At 69.0% G+C, this 18,895-nt stretch carries 20 protein-coding genes; 14 read left to right on the forward strand and 6 right to left on the reverse strand.

Annotation, left to right across the window (positions count from 1 at the left end; genetic code table 11):
- Positions 1–52 precede the first annotated feature (52 nt).
- On the reverse strand, positions 53–1,693 hold the full coding sequence (locus ACE11G_RS05060) for an FAD-dependent oxidoreductase (protein ID WP_375003884.1): 1,641 nt from the start codon (positions 1,691–1,693) through the stop codon (positions 53–55).
- A gap of 314 nt (positions 1,694–2,007) precedes the next feature.
- On the opposite strand from ACE11G_RS05060, the gene fdxA reads away from it, so the two are divergent.
- A complete protein-coding gene (gene fdxA, locus ACE11G_RS05065) occupies positions 2,008–2,334 on the forward strand; it encodes a ferredoxin (protein WP_006895842.1) in 327 nt (108 codons plus the stop codon).
- A gap of 7 nt (positions 2,335–2,341) precedes the next feature.
- On the forward strand, positions 2,342–3,478 hold the full coding sequence (gene dapC, locus ACE11G_RS05070; RefSeq protein ID WP_375003885.1) for a succinyldiaminopimelate transaminase: 1,137 nt from the start codon (positions 2,342–2,344) through the stop codon (positions 3,476–3,478).
- A gap of 333 nt (positions 3,479–3,811) precedes the next feature.
- Here the strand turns inward: dapC and dapD are convergent, their stop codons facing one another.
- Positions 3,812–4,777: a 2,3,4,5-tetrahydropyridine-2,6-dicarboxylate N-succinyltransferase gene (gene dapD / locus ACE11G_RS05075; RefSeq protein ID WP_197462919.1), complete on the reverse strand. Its 966-nt coding sequence runs from the start codon at positions 4,775–4,777 to the stop codon at positions 3,812–3,814.
- 149 nt (positions 4,778–4,926) lie between these two features.
- Here dapD and dapE point away from each other — a divergent pair, with 149 nt between their 5' ends.
- Positions 4,927–6,051, forward strand: coding sequence for a succinyl-diaminopimelate desuccinylase (dapE, locus tag ACE11G_RS05080; protein ID WP_375003886.1), 1,125 nt, complete (start codon positions 4,927–4,929; stop codon positions 6,049–6,051).
- Here dapE and ACE11G_RS05085 read toward each other — a convergent pair.
- The gene (locus ACE11G_RS05085; protein ID WP_375003887.1) at positions 6,037–6,738 is read right to left on the reverse strand and encodes a TetR/AcrR family transcriptional regulator; all 702 of its coding nucleotides are present in this window, start codon (positions 6,736–6,738) and stop codon (positions 6,037–6,039) included. The genes dapE and ACE11G_RS05085 overlap by 15 nt on opposite strands.
- A 108-nt stretch (positions 6,739–6,846) precedes the next feature.
- Here ACE11G_RS05085 and ACE11G_RS05090 point away from each other — a divergent pair, with 108 nt between their 5' ends.
- The 10 genes from ACE11G_RS05090 to glgC all read left to right on the forward strand — a co-directional run bounded on the left by ACE11G_RS05090 (position 6,847) and on the right by glgC (position 15,246).
- Positions 6,847–7,338 (forward strand): nitroreductase, encoded by a 492-nt coding sequence (locus ACE11G_RS05090; protein WP_375003888.1) that lies wholly within the window; start codon positions 6,847–6,849, stop codon positions 7,336–7,338.
- Positions 7,339–7,389: 51 nt separating this feature from the next.
- Complete coding sequence (locus ACE11G_RS05095) at positions 7,390–8,217, forward strand: TIGR00730 family Rossman fold protein (protein ID WP_006895847.1); 828 nt, start codon at positions 7,390–7,392, stop codon at positions 8,215–8,217.
- The gene (locus tag ACE11G_RS05100) at positions 8,214–8,750 is read left to right on the forward strand and encodes a TIGR00730 family Rossman fold protein (RefSeq protein ID WP_006895848.1); all 537 of its coding nucleotides are present in this window, start codon (positions 8,214–8,216) and stop codon (positions 8,748–8,750) included. Before ACE11G_RS05095 ends, ACE11G_RS05100 begins: the two co-directional genes overlap by 4 nt.
- Before the next feature lie 41 nt (positions 8,751–8,791).
- Positions 8,792–10,564, forward strand: a complete 1,773-nt coding sequence (locus tag ACE11G_RS05105; RefSeq protein ID WP_375003889.1) for a long-chain-acyl-CoA synthetase — start codon at positions 8,792–8,794, stop codon at positions 10,562–10,564.
- A gap of 123 nt (positions 10,565–10,687) precedes the next feature.
- Entirely contained in the window at positions 10,688–11,500 is an 813-nt protein-coding gene (gene folP, locus ACE11G_RS05110) for a dihydropteroate synthase (protein ID WP_260868831.1), read from the forward strand.
- Positions 11,497–12,462 carry a glucosyl-3-phosphoglycerate synthase gene (locus ACE11G_RS05115; protein ID WP_045538227.1) on the forward strand — a complete coding sequence of 322 codons (966 nt, stop codon included), beginning with the start codon at positions 11,497–11,499 and terminating at the stop codon, positions 12,460–12,462. The genes folP and ACE11G_RS05115 overlap by 4 nt, the downstream gene beginning before the upstream one ends.
- An 8-nt stretch (positions 12,463–12,470) precedes the next feature.
- Entirely contained in the window at positions 12,471–12,833 is a 363-nt protein-coding gene (locus tag ACE11G_RS05120; RefSeq protein ID WP_375003890.1) for a DivIVA domain-containing protein, read from the forward strand.
- Between the two features lie 94 nt (positions 12,834–12,927).
- Complete coding sequence (locus ACE11G_RS05125) at positions 12,928–13,095, forward strand: DUF3117 domain-containing protein (protein ID WP_006895853.1); 168 nt, start codon at positions 12,928–12,930, stop codon at positions 13,093–13,095.
- Between the two features lie 53 nt (positions 13,096–13,148).
- Entirely contained in the window at positions 13,149–13,946 is a 798-nt protein-coding gene (locus tag ACE11G_RS05130) for a putative RNA methyltransferase (RefSeq protein WP_372452517.1), read from the forward strand.
- A gap of 82 nt (positions 13,947–14,028) precedes the next feature.
- A complete protein-coding gene (gene glgC / locus ACE11G_RS05135; RefSeq protein WP_006895855.1) occupies positions 14,029–15,246 on the forward strand; it encodes a glucose-1-phosphate adenylyltransferase in 1,218 nt (405 codons plus the stop codon).
- Between the two features lie 15 nt (positions 15,247–15,261).
- On the opposite strand, the gene ACE11G_RS05140 is transcribed toward glgC, so the two are convergent.
- Genes ACE11G_RS05140 through cofD form a run of 3 tightly spaced genes read right to left on the reverse strand, consistent with a single transcriptional unit; the run spans position 15,262 to position 18,196 of the window.
- Positions 15,262–15,834: an NUDIX hydrolase gene (locus ACE11G_RS05140; protein WP_375003891.1), complete on the reverse strand. Its 573-nt coding sequence runs from the start codon at positions 15,832–15,834 to the stop codon at positions 15,262–15,264.
- A complete protein-coding gene (locus tag ACE11G_RS05145; RefSeq protein WP_375003892.1) occupies positions 15,831–17,195 on the reverse strand; it encodes a coenzyme F420-0:L-glutamate ligase in 1,365 nt (454 codons plus the stop codon). Before ACE11G_RS05145 ends, ACE11G_RS05140 begins: the two co-directional genes overlap by 4 nt.
- Positions 17,192–18,196, reverse strand: coding sequence for a 2-phospho-L-lactate transferase (cofD, locus tag ACE11G_RS05150; protein WP_375003893.1), 1,005 nt, complete (start codon positions 18,194–18,196; stop codon positions 17,192–17,194). Before cofD ends, ACE11G_RS05145 begins: the two co-directional genes overlap by 4 nt.
- Before the next feature lie 363 nt (positions 18,197–18,559).
- On the opposite strand from cofD, the gene ACE11G_RS05155 reads away from it, so the two are divergent.
- The gene (locus ACE11G_RS05155; protein ID WP_045538235.1) at positions 18,560–18,823 is read left to right on the forward strand and encodes a WhiB family transcriptional regulator; all 264 of its coding nucleotides are present in this window, start codon (positions 18,560–18,562) and stop codon (positions 18,821–18,823) included.
- The last annotated feature ends 72 nt before the right edge of the window (positions 18,824–18,895 follow it).

Here is an 18,895-nt window from a genome sequence, read left to right on the forward strand (position 1 = left end):
GTTCGGTTCGGTTCGGTTCGGTGTGGATGTGGTGGGTGTCTCGTGAGGCCGGTCAGGCGCTCTGGCTCGCCCGCAGGGTGAGCAGGCCGCCCGACAGGTTCGCGGCCGGCAGGCCCGCGGCGCGCAGCACGCGGTACGCGAGATACGACCGCATGCCGCTGGCACAGAGCACCCTGATCGGCCGTCCGGCAGCGGTCGCACGGATCTCGTCGAGACGCTCTCGGACTTGCGTGTGCGGGATGCACAGTGCGCCCGGAACGGGATCCTCGGACTGCTCGTCGGCTCCGCGGACATCGAGCAGCAGGTGGCCCGGTTCGTCGATCTGGTCGGCGTACCACAGCTCCAGGGAGCCGTTCACGACGTTCTCGGCGATCATTCCCGCGAGGTTCACCGGATCCTTCGCCGAGCCGAAGGGCGGCGCGTACGCGAGGTCGAGGTCGATCAGGTCGGGACCGGTGAGCCGGGTGCGGATGGCGGTCGCGAGCACGTCGATGCGCTTGTCGACGCCGTCGGCACCCACCGCCTGAGCGCCCAGGATGAGGCCGTCGTCGGACCGGATGTGCATCAGCAGGTGAATCTGTTCGGCGCCGGGGAAGTAGCCGGCGTGGCTTCCCGGATGGAGGTGGACCGTGCGGTAGTCGATGCCCGACCGGTCGAGTGCCGCGCGATTGGCCCCTGTCATCGCGGCGGTGAGCCGGCCGACGCGGACGATCGCGGTGCCCACCGGCTGGGGAATCGCACGTGCTCGATCGGGGTCGAGGATGTGGTCGGCGACCAGGCGACCCGCACGGTTGGCGGGGCCGGCGAGGGCGACCGGCCGGCGCAGTCCGGTGACGGCGTCGGTGCTCACCGTCGCGTCGCCCACGGCCCAGATGCGGTCCAGATTGGTCCGGCCGTGCTCGTCGACGATGATCGCGCCGCGGTCGCAGGCCACTCCCGCGGTCTCGAAGACCTCGGTGTCGGGGCGGACGCCGACGGACAGCACCACGATGTCGGCGTCGAGCCGGGATCCGTCCGCGAGGACCACGGTGTCGGCCTCGTCGCCGTGTTCGATCGCGGTGGCGCCGATCCCCGCGTGCACGGTGACGCCCATCGCACGGAGTTCGTCGTGCACCCCAGCGGCCAGTTCGCTCTCGAGCGGAGGAAGAACGTGCGATGCCAGTTCCACGACGTCCACGCGCAGCCCGCGCATCCGCAGGCCTTCGGCGGCTTCGAGTCCGATGAACCCGGCGCCGAGGACCACGGCGCGGGCGGCCCCGGACTCCACCTCGTCGCGCATCCGCGCGGCGTCGCCGACGGTACGCAGCGTTTGAACGCGGGGCGAGTCGAGACCCGGCAGCGGAGGCCGCAGGGCTTTCGCGCCGGGGGAGAGGATCAGCGCGTCGTAGTTCCAGACGGTGGTCGTGCCGTTGTGGCGAACCTGCACCGTCCGTTCCCGAGGGTCGAGGCCGATCACCTCGTGCCGGACGCGCACGTCGATGTCCAGGGCACTCTTGAGAGACTCGGGCGTCTGGACCAGGAGGGAGTCCTCGTCCTCGATCTCCCCGCTGACGTAGTACGGGAGGCCGCAGTTGGCGAACGACGGATGATCGCCGCGCTCGAAGACGACGATCTCGGCGTCCTCGTCGCGGCGCCGGGCCCGTGCCGCTGCGCTCATCCCTCCGGCGACGCCGCCGACGATCAGAATTCTCACCGTGCACTCCTTCGTGTCCTGGTACCCCCTGGGGTATGCGGACGATCATACCCCAGGGGGTATGTAATCGGCGGTGGCGACGGTCACGATGGGGCGGTCCTGCGGCGCAAGGGCGGTGGGGTCGCGCTGCAGGTCGCCGGTTTTCATCAGCGTGCGCAAAATTCTGTGCAGGTGACGCGGATGCGGGTGCCGAGTGCCGGGGTCGACGATCGGAGGTGAAGTGCGACAGTGGATACTCTTAGAGTCGACACGATTCCTCTGCGCTCATCAGCCCTGAGTGCGGGGTGGGAAACGTGCAGTGAAGGAGAAGCGTAGTGACGTACATCATCGCTGAGCCCTGCGTCGATGTCCTCGACCGGGCCTGTGTTGAAGAGTGCCCGGTGGATTGCATCTACGAGGGCGGGCGCATGCTCTACATCCAGCCCGACGAGTGCGTCGACTGCGGTGCGTGTGAGCCCGTCTGCCCGGTGGAGGCCATCTTCTACGAAGACGACGTGCCCGACGAATGGGAGCCGTACGTGAGCGCCAACGTCGACTTCTTCGAAGAGCTCGGATCGCCCGGCGGTGCCAGCAAGGTCGGTAAGACCGCGTTCGACCCGGCATTCGTCAAGGCACTGCCGCCGATGGGCGAAGAGGGCTGATCGACCGGTGAGTGCCGCGCCCGGTTCCAGCAGCCTGCCGACCAGTCGTCTGCGGCCGGTGAGTTCCGGTCTGCCCGACTTCCCGTGGGACACCATCGCCGACGCCAAGGCGCTGGCCGGCGCGCACCCCGGGGGCGTCGTCGACCTGTCGGTCGGCACCCCCGTCGATCCCGTCGACCCGGTGATCCGGGAGGCTCTCGCGGCGTCGTCGGAGTTCCCGGGCTATCCGGCGACGGTCGGCACTCGCCGACTCCGCGATGCGGCAGTCGGGGCGCTGAGCCGCCGGTTCGGGATCGCCGGACTCGACGAGTCGTCGATCCTGCCGGTCGTCGGCACCAAAGAGGTGATCGCCGGGCTGCCGTCCCAGATCGGTGTCCCCGCCGGTGAACTGGTGGTGATCCCCGAGGTCGCGTACCCGACTTACGAAGTGGGTGCGCTGCTGGCCGGCGCCGAGGTGCTGCGGGCCGACACGGTGGAGGCGATCGGCGATCGCGAACCCGCGCTGATCTACCTGAACAGTCCGTCGAACCCGACCGGGCGCGTGCAGAGCGCACCGGAGCTGCGAGCCGTGGTCGACTGGGCGCGCGAGCACGGCGCGGTGGTGGTGTCCGACGAGTGCTACCTCGGTCTCACGTGGGAGGGCTCGGCGTATTCGGTGCTGCATCCCGAGGTGTGCGGCGGCGACCACCGCGGGCTCCTCGCGGTGCACTCACTGTCGAAGGTCTCCAACCTGGCGTCGTACCGGGCGGGCTTCCTCGCCGGTGATCGCGACCTGATCGCCGAACTCCTCGCGGTGCGCAAGCATGCCGGCATGATCGTGCCGTTCCCGATCCAGGGAGCCACGGTCGCGGCGCTGAACGACGATACGCACGTCGAGGCCCAGCGTGAGCGCTACCGGCTGCGCCGCGACAAGCTGCGTACGGCGCTGCTCGGCGCGGGATTCACGATCGATCACTCGGAGGCGGGCCTGTACCTGTGGGCGACCCGCGGTGAGGACTCCCGCGCCTCTCAACTCTGGCTCGCCGAACGCGGCATCCTGGTCGCCCCCGGCGACTTCTACGGTCCCGCCGGCGCTCGACACATCCGCATGGCTCTGACCGGCACCGACGAGCGCATCGACGCCGCCGTGGAGCGCCTCTCGTAGGATTCGCCGCGGCCGGCATGGATCAGCCGCCTTGCCAGGCCAGTCGGGCATGGGTCGGCAACTTCTCCCACGCTAGTCGAGTAGCCGCGGCGCCCAGCGCCGCGGCGTATCGAGACAACCACCCACGATCACCGCAGACCCTTCGAGAACGCGCTCTCGAATTCCCCGACCCGACATGAACAGCATTGCCGCAGGCGAGCCGACAGTCACTTCTCTCCCCGTCGGCCGCAGTCTCCAGGGACTGAGCTCGCATGCGAATCCCCGATACGCGCAGACTGCTTGCACAACTGTCTGGGCTGTATCGGGGATTCGCACGCGGTGGCCGGGTTCGGATCAGTTGTGCGCGTGCAGCGCCTCGTTGAGTGCGATGCCGTCGCCCTGCTTCGCGGTCACCTCGACCGCACCGGTGGTGCTGTTGCGGCGGAACAGCAGGTTCGACTGTCCGGCCAGATCGCGGGCCTTGACGACGGAACCGTCCGGGCCGGTGACCTTGGTGCCCGCGGTGATGTAGAGGCCCGCCTCGATGACGCAGTCGTCGCCGAGCGGGATCCCGCAGCCGGCATTGGCGCCGAGGAGACAGCGCTTGCCGATGGTGATGATCTCCTTGCCGCCGCCGGACAGCGTGCCCATCGTGGAGGCCCCGCCGCCGATGTCCGAGCCGTCGCCGATGACGACGCCTGCGGAGATGCGGCCCTCGACCATCGAGGTGCCGAGGGTTCCGGCATTGAAGTTGACGAAGCCTTCGTGCATCACGGTGGTGCCGGGCGAGAGGTGGGCGCCGAGACGGACGCGGTCGGCGTCACCGATGCGCACACCCTTGGGCGTCACGTAGTCGACCATGCGGGGGAACTTGTCGATCGAGTACACGGTCACCTGGCCGCGGGCGCGCAGCCGGGCGCGGGTGGCCTCGAAACCGTCGACGGCACACGGGCCGAAGTTGGTCCACACCACGTTGCTCAGCAGACCGAACTGGCCGTCGAGGCTGGCCCCGTGCGGTTGGATCAGGCAGTGGGAGAGCAGATGCAGTCGCAGGTATACGTCGTGGGCGTCGACGGGAGCGACCGACAGGTCGGCGATGACCGTCCGGACCGCGACGGTGCGGACGCCGCGCGCCTCATCCGTTCCGACCAGCGGGCGCAGGTCGGCGGGCACGTCGTCGCCGGTCAACTCGGTGGATCCGGTGGTTCCGGGGTCCTGGGTCAGTTCGGGGGACGGGTACCACGTGTCGAGGACGACGGCCGATCCGTCGTTGTCCCACACGGTGGCGATTCCGATGGCAGCAGCACCTTGAGTAGTCACGGCCATGAGTCTATCGAGCGTGGCGTCGCCGCCATGCACGCGCAGTAGACGCGACGCCCGGCGACGCAACCCCCGTCCCGGACCGGGGTTCTGTCGCCGAAGGTCGCGTCTGCGGTGCTCGGGCGGCGCCCGGCCTACGATGGACAACCGTGAGCACTTCGAGGCTGGACCTGACCGCCGATCCCATCGAACTGACCGCCGCGTTGGTCGACGTCCCCAGTGTGAGCCGCGACGAGTCGGAGATCGCCGACGCGGTGGAGGCCGCCCTCCGCGCACAGACCGACGGCTTCGAGGTGATCCGCCACGGCAACTGCGTCCTCGCGCGGACCGATCGCGGCAAGCCCACGCGGGTGATCCTCGCCGGTCATCTCGACACCGTGCCGATCGTCGACAACGTCCCCTCGCGCCGGACCGTCACCGACGAGGAGGGCGACGTGCTGCACGGCTGCGGCACGGTGGACATGAAGTCGGGCGACGCGGTCTTCCTCCACCTGGCCGCGACCCTCGACGACCCCGCACACGATCTGACGCTCATCTTCTACGACTGCGAGGAGATCGCGGCGGAGTTCAACGGGCTCGGCGCCATCGAGCGCGAGCTGCCGGAGTGGCTGACGGGCGACGTCGCGATTCTCGGGGAGCCGACCGCCGGGCAGATCGAAGCCGGTTGTCAGGGCACCCTGCGGGTGCGGTTCACCGCCACCGGAATCCGCGCACACTCCGCGCGGGCGTGGATGGGCGACAACGCGATTCACAAACTCGGTGCGATGCTGACCACGCTCGGCGGGTATGAGCCGCGGCGCGTCGACATCGACGGCTGCGAGTATCGGGAAGGACTGTCCGCGGTCGGGATCCACGGGGGTGTCGCGGGCAATGTGATCCCCGACGAGGTGTACGTCGACGTGAACTTCCGCTTCGCGCCCGACCGCACACCGGAGCAGGCCTTCGACCACGTCCGAGAGGTCTTCGCCGCCGACCTCGCAGACGGGACGCTGACCGCGGAGGTCACCGATTCCGCGGCGGGAGCGCTTCCGGGGCTGGCTCATCCGGCAGCCGCCAAGCTGGTTGACGCCGCGTGCGGGCGGTTCCGGGCCAAGTACGGCTGGACCGACGTGTCACGGTTCGCGGCGCTGGGCATCCCCGCCGTGAATCTCGGTCCCGGCGATCCGAGCCTGGCGCACCGGGTGGACGAGCGCGTCCCGGTGGAGCAGATCACCGAGGTCACCGACATTCTGCGCACGTATCTGACGTCCGGCGCGGACTCACCCGAACAGTAGGGCCGCGCCCAGATCGACCACTCCCGCGAACCGCGCCTCGGGGTCGTCGGTGACCGGCCCGAGTTGCTCGAACAGCTCGCTCGAGATGGACCCGAGCAGCAGATTCCACACGGTCAGCGTCCGCGCGAGGACCGCCGGATCGGTGTTCGGCGGAACCGCGGGGTCGTCGGCGAGCCTGCGGAGAGCCCGCACCGACGCCGACTGGACGCGGTCGTCGGTGCCCGCCACCGCAGGGATCGAGCCGAGACCGGCGACGATGCCGGCGAGCGCCCGCAGAGGTCGTTCGCCGGCGGGATTGGTCCGGTGCGCCGGCGCCCGATAGCCCGGCACCGGGGAGCCGTAGAGGAGCGCGTACTCACTCCGATTGCGCAGGGCCCATCCGCGCAGCGCTGTGGCGAATGCTCCGAACCGACTTCGGGGGCTTCGCTTGTCGACGAGGGCGGCGTCGATCTCGTCGGCGAGGTCGGTGTAGGCGTCGACGATGAGCAGGGTCAGCAGGTCGTCGCGGTCCCTGACATACCGATAGAGCGCCGAAGGGGTGATCTCCAGGTCCCGCGCGACGGCGCGCAACGACAGGCCCGCCGCGCCGTGTTCGGCGAGATGGCGGCGGCCCACGATGCGGAGGCCGCTCTCGATCGCCGCGCGGCGACGTGCGCGCCGTCCGTTCTGCTCTTCGTCGTCACTCATGACGTGACATCGTCGCATGCCCACCTCGCCCGGATTAGAGAACAGTGTTCTTGATTCTAGGGCCGGACAGGGTTATCGTGACTGAACGGCCGAGAACAGTGTTCTCGAATGAACTCGATGACGGAGGTTCCGATGTCCCAGCGAGAAACTACTGACCCGGCGGCGTCGGGAGGCCGCCTGCGCTCGGCCTTCAACGCGGCCATCGGTGGTCTGGTGCGGCTCGGGGCGGCCCCGCGGGACTGCTGCGAACTGCTCGTGCCCGGGCGAGTATCGGGGCGGGTGACGGCCCGGCCGGTCAACGTGCTCGACGTCGGGGGTGAGCGCTACCTGGTCGCACCACGCGGTGTCACGCAGTGGGTTCGGAACGTGCGCGCAGGCGGCGCGGCGACACTCCGGCGCGGGCGTCGGCGGGAGGCGGTGCTCCTGTCCGAGGTCGACGACGCACTCAAGCCGCCCTTGCTTCGCGAATACCTGCGGCGGTGGGGATGGCAGGTGAAGGGATTCGTCGACGGGCTCTCGGCCGAGTCTTCCGACGCGGAACTCGCCGCCGCCGCTCCGCGGTTTCCGGTCTTCGAATGCCGACCGGCGCACACTCCGTGAGCGCCGCGTCCTGACCGGGTGGCCGTCGGAGGTGGTTGCTAGGGTCGCGACATGACCGACCGACCCGCACCCGATGCGCAGGGCGCCGACGCGCCCGTTCCGACGTGGAGGTCCGACACTCCGGACCCGGCCGACGGGAGCCTCCGAAACGTCGGCGCCGCGCAGGTGCGCGTCGAAGAGGGCGTCGAGGTGGTCCCCTCCGACCGATTGCTGCTGGAGTGGATCGATCCGCGCGACCCCCGCCGTGCCGAACAGCGGATGATCCGCGACTCCTGGCGGGTGCAGCGCATCCAATCGGAGTTCGTCGCAGGCTTCGACGCGCTCGAGAACGTGGCCGAGGCGGTCACCGTCTTCGGTTCGGCACGCGTCAAGGAGCGGACACCCGAATACGAGTTGGCGCGCGAGCTCGGCCGCCGGCTGGGGCACGAGGGCTTCGCGGTGATCACCGGAGGCGGTCCCGGCGCGATGGAGGCCACCAACCGCGGGGCGTACGAGGCGGGTGCGCAGTCGATCGGTCTCAACATCGAACTGCCCTTCGAGCAGCACACGAATCCGTGGCTGACGTTGACGATGAACTTCCGCTACTTCTTCGTCCGCAAGACGATGTTCGTCAAGTACGCCCAGGCCTTCGTCTGTCTGCCCGGCGGATTCGGCACGCTCGACGAGCTCTTCGAAGCCCTCACGCTGGTCCAGACCAAGAAGGTGCTGCGGTTCCCGATCGTCCTGATAGGCCGGGAGTTCTGGGGCCCACTGGTGGACTGGCTCCGCGGAACGCTCGAGGCGGGCGGCAAGATCTCGCCGGGTGACGTGGATCTGCTGCATGTGGTCGATACCGCGGCCGAGGCGGTCGAGATCGTCGTGCGGGCGGCGCGGTCATGAGCGCGATCTGCGTGTACTGCGCCTCCGGCCCGGTCGATTCCGCGTATCTGGCTCTCGCCGCCCGTACCGGTGAGGCCATCGCCGCCGCCGGGCACACCCTCGTCTCCGGCGGCGGCAACGTCTCGATGATGGGTGCGCTGGCACGCGGCGCGCGCGAGGCCGGCGGTCGTACCATCGGCATCATTCCGGAGCATCTGATGGCCAAGGAGGTGGCCGACCTCGACGCCGACGAGTTGATCGTCACCGACACCATGCGCGAGCGCAAACGCCTGATGGATGAGCTCTCGGACGGATTCATCACCCTGCCGGGCGGAATCGGCACGTTCGAGGAACTCTTCGAGACATGGACGGGAGCCTATCTGGGCGTGCACGACAAACCGATCGTGCTGCTGAACCACGAGGGCTTCTACGACCCGCTCATCGGCTGGCTCGACGATCTGGCGGCTCGCGGTTTCGTCGCCGACCAGGCACTCGGCAAACTGAAAGTATGTGCAACCGTGGGTGACAGTATCGCGTATCTGACCACCCGGTAGGGTTGCGGCGTTCACCTGAAGGGCGAGGAGTGAGGCAGTCGATGAGCACGAGCGTTCCGAACAAGGTCGGTATCACCGATATCGTGCGGGGAGTCGCGAGAATGGTGCCCGACCTGCCGTCGATGGCCACCCACGTGCCGGGCATGGTGGTCCGGCCGCCGACCGCCAAGCGGACCATCGGACAGATCTTCGCCAAGCGCGCCGCGGCTCACCCCGATCGGCCGTTCATCCGCTGGCAGGGCGAGTCGATGACCTACGGCGAAGTGAACCGCCAGGTCAATCGGTACGCCGCCGTGCTGAGCGAGCGAGGCGTCCGAACCGGCGACGTGGTCGGGATCCTAGCGAAGAACAGCCCGACCGACCTGATGGTGATCCTCGCGGCGCTCAAACTCGGCGCCGTCGCCGGAATGCTCAACTACAACCAGCACGGCGAGGTGATCGATCACAGCATGAAGCTGCTCGACGCCGCCGCTCTGATCTACGACCCCGAGTGCGCTGATGCCTTCGCCTCGATCAGCCCCGAGCGGCTGCCCGAGCACGTTCTGGACTTCGCGGCGCTCGACGCGGCGGCCGCCGACAAGCCGGACACCGACCCGGCCGTCACCCGAGACCTGCCGGCGTCCACCACCGCCTTCTACATCTTCACCTCGGGTACCACGGGGTTGCCCAAGGCCAGCGTGATGAGTCACAACCGCTGGCTGGCGAACTACGACGGCATCGGCGGTCTGGCCGTTCGCCTGCGCCCGTCGGACACCATGTACGTCTCGCTGCCGCTCTATCACAACAATGCGCTGTCGGTGTCGCTCGGCGCGGTGCTCGCCGCCGGCGCGTGCATCGCGATCAGCAAGCAGTTCTCGGCGTCGCGGTTCTGGGACGACGTGGTCACGAACCGGGCGACGGCGTTCTGCTACATCGGCGAACTGTGCCGCTACCTGCTCGCGCAGCCGAGCAAACCCACCGACCGCCGGCACTCGGTGCGGGTGATGGTGGGCAACGGCCTGCGGCCGGAGATCTGGGATGAGTTCACCGAGCGCTTCGGAATCGACCGCGTCGTCGAGTTCTACGGAGCCAGCGAGCTCAACCTCGCGTTCGTGAACGCCTTCGACGTCAAGCGGACCGCCGGATTCTGCCCGCTGCCGTTCCGGGTCGTCGAATACAACGACGACGGCACCGCCAAGCGTGACGCGGACGGGCGCCTGCGCAAGGTCCCGAAGGGGGAGCCGGGACTGTTGATCGCCGAGATCAGCGACCGGGTGCCCGTCGACGGCTACACCGATTCCGGCGACACCGAGAAGAAGATCATCCGCGACGCCTTCAAGAAGGGCGATGCCTACTTCAATTCCGGCGATCTGGTGCGTGAACTGGGGTTCGCGCACATCGCGTTCGTCGACCGCCTGGGCGACACCTTCCGGTGGAAGGGCGAGAACGTCGCGACCACCGAGGTGGAGGGTGCCGCCGACGGAGTCGACGCGGTGGCGCAGTCGGTCGCCTACGGCGTGGAGGTGCCTGGATGCGACGGCCGCGCCGGGATGGTGGCGGTCCAATTGCGCGACGGTGCCGAATTGGATCCGAAAGCCTTCGCCGACGAACTCTACGAGGCGCTGCCGGGGTACGCGGTGCCGTTGTTCGTCCGCTTCGTCCCCGAGATCGAGACCACCTCCACCTTCAAGAACCGCAAGGTGGAGTTGCGGAAAGAGGCGTACACCGACACCGGTGACGACGAGGTGTGGGTGCTCTGCGGCAAGGCCGACGGCTATGTTCCGTACTACGACAGTTACGCCGCCGACGTCGCGGCTGCGAAGGTCCCGCGCTGAGGCGCGAGCGTCGGGTCCGGCGCGCGAGGCGCGTGAGACGCACCGTAGGCTGACATCGTGAGCACTGCCCGTCCGGCCGCGACCCTCTGCGGCCGGCCCGTCGCCACCGACCGTGCGCTCGTGATGGCGATCGTCAACCGCACTCCCGACTCGTTCTACGACAGGGGCGCGACCTTCGCCGACGATGCCGCCAAAGCGCGGATCGACGAGGTCGTCGCGCAGGGCGCGGACGTGATCGACGTCGGGGGAGTGAAGGCCGGTCCCGGCGAAGAGGTCGACGCGGCCACCGAGGCCGAGCGCGTGGTGCCGATGATCGCGTGGATCCGCCGCACCCATCCCGACATCCTCATCAGCGTCGACACCTGGCGTGCCGAGGTGGCCGAACGGGCCTGTGAGGCCGGTGCCGACCTGATCAACGACACGTGGGCGGGCGTCGATCCGGCGCTGGCCGCGGTGGCCGCCCGGGCCGGTGCGGGACTGGTGTGTTCGCACACCGGCGGTGCGCGCGTGCGCACCCGACCGCACCGAGTGGCCTACCGGGACGTGGTGGCCGACGTCGTCGCCGAGGTCACCTCGGCGGCCGAGCGCGCCCGGCGGGCCGGGGTGCGAGAAGACGGCATCGTGATCGACCCCACGCACGATTTCGGCAAGAACACTCACCACGGTCTCGCGCTGCTGCGGAACCTGGACCGACTCATCGACACCGGATGGCCGGTGCTGATGGCGTTGAGCAACAAGGACTTCATCGGCGAGACGCTCGACGCCGAACTCGGCGATCGAGTGGCGGGAACCCTGGCCGCCACCGCACTCGCGGCGGCCCAGGGCGCGCGGATGTTCCGAGTCCACGAAGTGGCCGACACTCGCCGTGTGGTCGACATGGTGGCCTCGATCGTCGGTACTCGGCCACCGGCCCGGACGGTGCGAGGACTGGCGTGAACCCGGGACATGAGAGCGCGCCGTGGGTCGACCGCGGCGAGGGCGAGGCGCGCTGGTCGCACACGCACACCTGGGACCATCCGGAGTGGGACGTCGACGAGTTGGTGGCCGCGAAGAACGGCCGGACGGTCTCGGTGGTGCTGCCGGCGCTGAACGAGGAGGAGACGGTCGGCGGAGTCATCGCCTCCATCGCGCCCCTGCTGGACTCGCTGGTGGATGAACTGATAGTGCTCGACTCCGGCAGCACCGATCGGACGGCCGAACTCGCCGGTGCGGCGGGCGCGCGAGTGGTGAGCCGCGAGGAGGCGATCCCGGGCGTGCCCCCGGTAGCCGGCAAGGGCGAGGCGCTCTGGCGCTCGATCGCAGTCACCACCGGCGACATCATCGCCTTCGTCGACTCAGATCTGATCGATCCGGACCCGATGTTCGTGCCCAAGATGATCGGGCCGCTTCTGGCCGACCCGGAGATCCACCTCGTCAAGGGCTATTACCGGCGTCCGCTGCGCACCGGTGACACCCAGGAACCGGGGGGCGGCGGCCGGGTCACCGAACTGCTGGCCCGACCGCTGCTGACCGCGCTCAAACCCGAGCTCGGGGAGGTGTGCCAGCCGCTCGGCGGCGAGTACGCCGGCACCCGGGAGCTTCTGGCCTCGGTTCCGTTCGCCCCGGGCTACGGCGTGGAGATCGGGTTGCTGATCGACACATACGACCGGTACGGGCTGGCGGGCATCGGCCAGGTGAACCTCGGGGTACGCAGTCACCGCAACCGGCCGCTCCACGAGTTGTCGGTGATGAGTCGACAGATCGTGGCCACACTCCTCGACCGCTGCGGCGTCGCCGACTCCGGAGTCGGTCTCACCCAGTTCGTCCCGGAGCCGGACGGCGGGTTCACTCCGCACACGACGCAGCTTCAACGCGGGGAGCGGCCACCGATCCGAGACCTCGATCTCTCGCTACCCTGAACATCGTGGTGACTATCGGGCTCTATGTGATGGGCGTGGCCGTACTGGTCGCGCTGATCTTCGCCGTGGTGTGGTTCGTCTTCGGCCGAGGCGAGGATCTGCCGCCGGTGGAGAAGGGGACGACGCTCACCCGCCTGCCCCGAGCGGGCATCACCGGCGACGACGTGCGTGCCGTGCTGTTCCAGCAGACCTTCCGCGGTTACAAGGTCTCCGAGGTCGACTGGGCGCTGGAGAAGCTGGCCCGCGAGATCGACGAGCTGCGAGCCGTGGTCCACGACCTGCAGGCCCGCGATGCGGTGGATTCGGCGGCGACCGACACCGGGCCGATACCGGTCGCCGATCCGCCGGACGGTCCGGGCCGCGGACGGTGACCGCACTGCCTCGCCGGACTGCCCGGAGTGCACAGGTGTGCGCCAAGTATCATGAGCGTGACATCGTGAAATCCACGTGAAGGGAGCACGACACATGGCGGCGATGAAGCCACGTATGGGGGACGGTCCGCTTGAGGCGGTCAAGGAAGGGCGTGGGATCGTCGTCCGGATCCCGATCGACGGAGGCGGCCGTCTCGTCGTCGAACTGAACGACGAAGAGGCTTCGGCGCTGGGCGAGGCGCTGCGCGAGGTCACCGCCTGATCGAGGCCCGAGGTCCGCGGTGGGAGACCGCGGCCGAACTCCTGGCCTGTCCGATCTGTTCGGACGGCCTGTTCCCGGCGGGCGCATCGTTGCGATGCGCCGCCGGGCATTCCTTCGACATCGCCCGGCAGGGCTATGTGTCTCTTCTGACCGGCAAGGGTAGTGCCCACCGCTCCGACACCGCCGACATGGTCGCGGCGCGCAACCGGGTCTTCGAGGCGGGACTGTACGCGCCGATCGTCGCGGCCGTGGCCGAGCGCTGCGCGCACTCGCGAGTGATCGTCGACGCCGGCGGCGGACCGGGACAGTACCTCGAAGCGGGGCTGACCGCCGCCGGCGACCACGCCGTCGGCATCGGCGTCGATCTCTCGAAGTTCTGCGCGCGAAGCGCCGCGCGGCGTCATCCCGCCGCCCTCTCGGTGGTGGCCGACCTGTGGGCCGGGCTGCCGCTGCGCGACGGCGTCGCCGACACGGTGCTCTCGGTGTTCGCACCGCGCAACGCATCCGAGACCGCACGTGTCCTCGGCAGCGGTGGTCGTTGGGTGGTCGTGACACCCGGCACGGGCCACCTGGCCGAGATCGTGCGGCCCATGCAGATGCTCTCGGTGGGTCAGGACAAGACTCGCCGGCTGGCCGAGGAATTCGGCGACCGCTTCGGTGAGGTCGTCGAGCAGCGGGTCCAGTCGCAGGTGCGCCTGAGCGAATCGGCCCTCACCGACATCGCGGCGATGGGCCCGGCGGCGTTCCACCGGACACCCGAACAACTCGCGGCCGCGGCCGCGGAACTGGCCTCGGGCGGTCCGGTGACCGCCACCCTGGACGTGACCGTCACCGTGGCCCGTCGCCGGTGATCCGGCCCGTGCGCGTCTGTGCCGAACAGCCGATCTGCGAGGCCGGGTGGTCGGGTGAGCGGCGGCCGGATATGTTTGATCGGTGAGATCACAACCGCATGTTCTCGGAATCGTCCTCGCCGGCGGTGAGGGAAAGCGGCTCTATCCGCTGACCGTGGACCGGGCCAAACCCGCCGTCCCGTTCGGCGGCTCCTACCGGCTGATCGACTTCGTGCTGTCGAATCTGGTCAACGGCGGGTACGAACGGATCTGCGTGCTGACGCAGTACAAGTCGCATTCCCTCGACCGGCACATCTCGCAGACCTGGTGGTCGTCGGGATTCCACGGAGAGTTCATCACACCGGTTCCAGCTCAGCAGCGGCTCGGACCCCGCTGGTACACCGGCAGCGCGGACGCGATCTACCAGTCGATGAACCTCATCTACGACGAGGAACCCGACTACATCGTCGTCTTCGGCGCCGACCACGTCTACCGCATGGATCCGGCGCAGATGGTCCAGTCGCACATCGAGACCGGCGCCTCGGTGACGGTCGCGGGCATCCGCGTTCCGCGCAGTGAGGCCCACGCCCTCGGCTGCATCGACGCCGACGGTGACGGCAAGATCACCGCGTTCGTGGAGAAGCCCGCCGATCCGCCGGGCACGGCGGACGACCCGGACGTCACCTTCGCCTCGATGGGCAACTACGTATTCACCGCCGAAGCGCTGGTGGAGATGCTGAAAACCGATGCCGCCGACGGAGATTCCGATCACGACATGGGCGGCGACATCATCCCCGCCTTCGTGGCGCGGGGCGAGGCGTACGTCTACGACTTCGACGACAACGTCGTGCCCGGCCAGACCGAGCGCGACCGCGGTTATTGGCGCGACGTCGGCACCCTCGACTCGTTCTACGACGCGCACATGGACCTGGTCTCGGAGAACCCGGTGTTCAACCTCTACAACAAGAGGTGGCCGATCCGGGGGGAGACGAGCCACCTGCCGCCCGCCAAGTTCGTCCGCGGCGGCACCGCCAACGATTCGGTGGTCGGCGCCGGGACCGTGATCGCCGGCGCGACCGTCCACGGCTCGGTTCTGTCGACCAACGTCTACGTCGGCGAGGGCGCGGTGGTCCAGGGCAGCGTCCTGATGCCGGGAGTCCGTATCGGCAAGAACGCCGTGGTGCGCAACGCCATTCTCGACAAGAACGTCAGGATCGTCGACGACGGTCAGCTCGGCGTCGACCTCGACCACGACCGGGAACGATTCGTCGTCTCGCCCGGCGGCGTGGTCACAGTCGGCAAGAACACCGTCGTCGACTAGGCCGCGGCGGCCCGATCAGGCGGTGGTCGCCAGCGCTGCGGCGCCGAGTTCCACCAGCCCGGGCACCGACTCGGCGTCCACCTCGGAGGGCAGGTCGCCCACCGGCCACCACGCGAGGTCGACCGACTCGTCACTGCGCACGATCGGCGGAAGCGAACCGTCCGCCTCACGGTCCGCGACGGCGGCGAACCGGACGTCGAGATGTCTGGTGGGTACGCCCAGCGAGCACGTGATCGGATGGGCGTGCAACTGCACCGGCCGGTCGGACAACGTCAGCGAGAACAGTCCCGACTCCTCGAGCCCTTCGCGCAGAGCCGCCTCGGCGAGCGTCGCGTCCTGCGGCTCGCAGTGTCCGCCGAGCTGAATCCATTTGCCGACCCGCGGGTGCAGGGTCAGCAGGACGTGCGTCAGATCGGCGTCGAAGACGATCACCGAAGCGGTGAGATGTCCTGCGGCGCAAGCTCTTCGGCAGGCATCGTCGGTGGCGGCCAGAAACGCGAGGTACGCGTGCCGGATGGAGTCCTGATGGGGATCGGGCGCGGTCCACGCGGTCAGCGACTCGACCGCGGACGCGTGCAGCGCGCTCACAGCTCGACGACCATCGAGTCGACGTCGGCGGGCTCGCGCAGACCGGCCTCCTCGGCGGGGTGGCCGATGGCCACGGCACCGAGGGGCTGCCAGTGCGACGGCAGGTCGAGCTCGCGTCGCACCACCTCTGCGGCGAAGATCGTCGACCCCACCCAACAGCTGCCGATGTCGCGGACCGACAGGGCCACCAGCAGTCCCGCCACGGCGGCCCCGCCGGCGACGGTGAACATGGTCTTCTCGCACGCATTGCGCCGTGCGTCCGGGTACTCGTGCATACCGTCGCCGGTGACGACGGGAATCACGAGTTCGGGTGCGTCGTACAGGATCTGGCCGCGCCGAATGCGCTTGGCCGTCGATTCCGGCGTCTTTCGGTCCGCCGTCAGATCGGCGCGCCAGGCTTCGGCCATCGCATCGAGCAGGCGACGCCGGCGATCGTCGTCGCGGATCCACAGGAAGCGGATCGGATGCGTGTGATGAGGGGCGGGCGCCGTCAGCGCCTCGGCGAACGCGGCCCGCATCGACTCCTCGGCGACTTCCCGTTCGGCGAACCGCCGGATCGACCGGCGGGTCAGCAGAGCCTGCCGGCGCCCGAGGGCGACCGCCTCTTCGACACCGAGCCGGAACATGTCGTCGTCGAGATCCCGGACCAGGTCGCGCGCGCCGGTGCCGTCGTCGACCGGCGTCATGCCGCGCACCACCGCCACCGGCACTCCGTCGAGTTTGCCCTTGACCAGGTCGGCGGCCGCCGCGAGTTCGTCGGCGACGGCGATGTCGGTCACCTGAAGGATGTTGCCGTAGGGGTCGACGACCCCGTCGTAGCCGTGGCTGACGGCGATGCCCGAGGCGCCGATCGCGACGTCGGTCTGACCGGTCCGCCAGGCACGGCCCATCGTGTCGGTGACGATGACGGCGACCCGGAGTCCGAATTCGTCGGCCAGACGCGCCCGCAGCCGGGCGGCACTGGCGTCCGGATCCAGGGGCAGCAGCGCGATCTGATCGGTGCGGACATTGGACCCGTCGACGCCGGCGGCCGCCTGCACGAGGCCGTTGCGGTTCGCGGTGATGAGCGTGCGGTTGCGTCGAGCCACGACGCGCACCGTCTCGTCGTCGATCAGCCTGCGGCGGAAGGCATCGCGTTCCTCGGGGTCGGTGGGCGCGGCGACCATCCGCCCCTCGGTCTTGGAGAACACCTTGCTGGTGACGACCAGCACGTCGTCGTCGACGATCCACGGTGCGGCGGCGATGATCTCAGCTGCGAGATCGCTTCCGGGCCCGAACTCGCCCAGACCGGTGACGGGAAGGATCTGCAGCCCGGCGACCGCGCGGTGGTCGGGCGTGCGCGAAGGCTCCGCGCCGGTCACGGCGTCTGCACTCCGACGAGGGCGCACGCGGCGCGGATCATCTCGGCGGTGGCCGCCGGATCGGTCATCAGCAACGGCGCCGACCCGACCGCGATGCCGTCGACGTGCGCCTCGTCGCTCTCGGCGATGAGCCAGCCGTCCAGGATGCCGTTGCCCGCGCGGGCGCCGAAGTGCTCGGCGATGCCTTGGGCCGAGGTCTCCACGCCGATCACCGACAGACAGCGGTCGGCCATCCCGCGCAGCGGCTTGTCGTCGATCACCGGGCTGATGCCGACCACCGGGGCCGACGTGGTGCGCAATGCGCCGCGGATGCCGGTGACCGAGGTGATGGCGCCGATGCTGACCACCGGGTTGCTCGGCGCCAGCAGGATGACGTCGGCCTCGGCGATCGCCTCCAGCACACCCGGCCCGGGCTTCACCTCGTCGAGACCCACCTGGGCGAATCCGTGCGTGGGAACCTGGGCGCGGTGGCGCACCCACCACTCCTGGAAGTGGATCGCGACCCGCTCGCCGTCCTGTCCGCCGGGCTTGTCGATCACGACGTGCGTCTCGTGGCGTTGGTCGGTGGCGGGGAGCAGTTCCACGCCGGGCTGCCACCGACGGCACAGGGCGGCGGTGACGTCGGAGAGAGGGAATCCGGCTTCGAGCATCTGGGTCCGGATCAGGTGGGTCGCCAGATCACGGTCGCCCAGACCGAACCAGTCGGGGTCGGCGCCGTAGGCGGCCAGTTCCTCTTTGGCGTTCCACGTCTCGTTCCTGTGCCCCCAGCCGCGCTCGGGGTCGATGCCCCCGCCGAGGGTGTACATGCACGTGTCGAGGTCCGGGCAGATCCGGACGCCGTGCATCCAGGCGTCGTCGCCCACGTTCACCACGGCCGTCACCGTGTGCGGCGTCGCCGGATCATCGGGGAGCCGGGGGAACGGGGTGCGTCCGAACAGTTCGCGTGCGCCCTGGAGAAAACGGGCGCCGCCGACGCCGCCTACGAGTACCGTCACCTTCACAGACGTCCACTGTAATGACCGCACGCGCGGTTCCGCGCGGCGGCGACACCCTGACGGCGCGACACGCCGTAGGACTATGTCATTCACCTGGTAGGCGCGGTTTTGTCCGACCTCGGTGATAGAAATGAATCTTCGCCTTCCGCTTGACCGCGGCGGTACTCAGCGTGTCTAATCACAACAGTGTCATTTGAATCGTCGGGGGACATTCTTCAGGCACATCGACCGGATCGCCGATCCGGTCGCGGGGTGGAATCAAGTCTGCGAGCTGGGAGGTGCCGGATGACTTTGGATACGGGCGATGGTGCTGACCCGATCAGTGAGATCAGCGCGATTGAGATCAGTGAAGTCCACGCGAACCGCCATCTGTCGGTGGTAGCGAACGAATTCGAGGAACTGTTCGACGCCGTCGAGGAGCAGTGGCAGGACCGTGCGCTCTGCGCACAGACCGACCCTGAGGCGTTCTTCCCGGAGAAGGGCGGTTCGACGCGCGAGGCCAAGCGCATCTGCCAGGGCTGTGAGGTCAAGGCGGAGTGCCTGGAGTACGCGCTGCACAACGATGAGCGTTTCGGAATCTGGGGCGGTCTCTCCGAGCGCGAGCGACGCCGTCTGAAGCGTGGAATCATCTGACGTCGTGATCGTCTGACGTCGTACGCCCCTGGCCGACCCCTCTCGTATCGGATCCTCCCGCCGATCGCGACG

It is taken from the genome of Gordonia sp. PS3, from assembly GCF_041950545.1.
GTDB classification, from domain to species: domain Bacteria; phylum Actinomycetota; class Actinomycetes; order Mycobacteriales; family Mycobacteriaceae; genus Gordonia; species Gordonia sihwensis.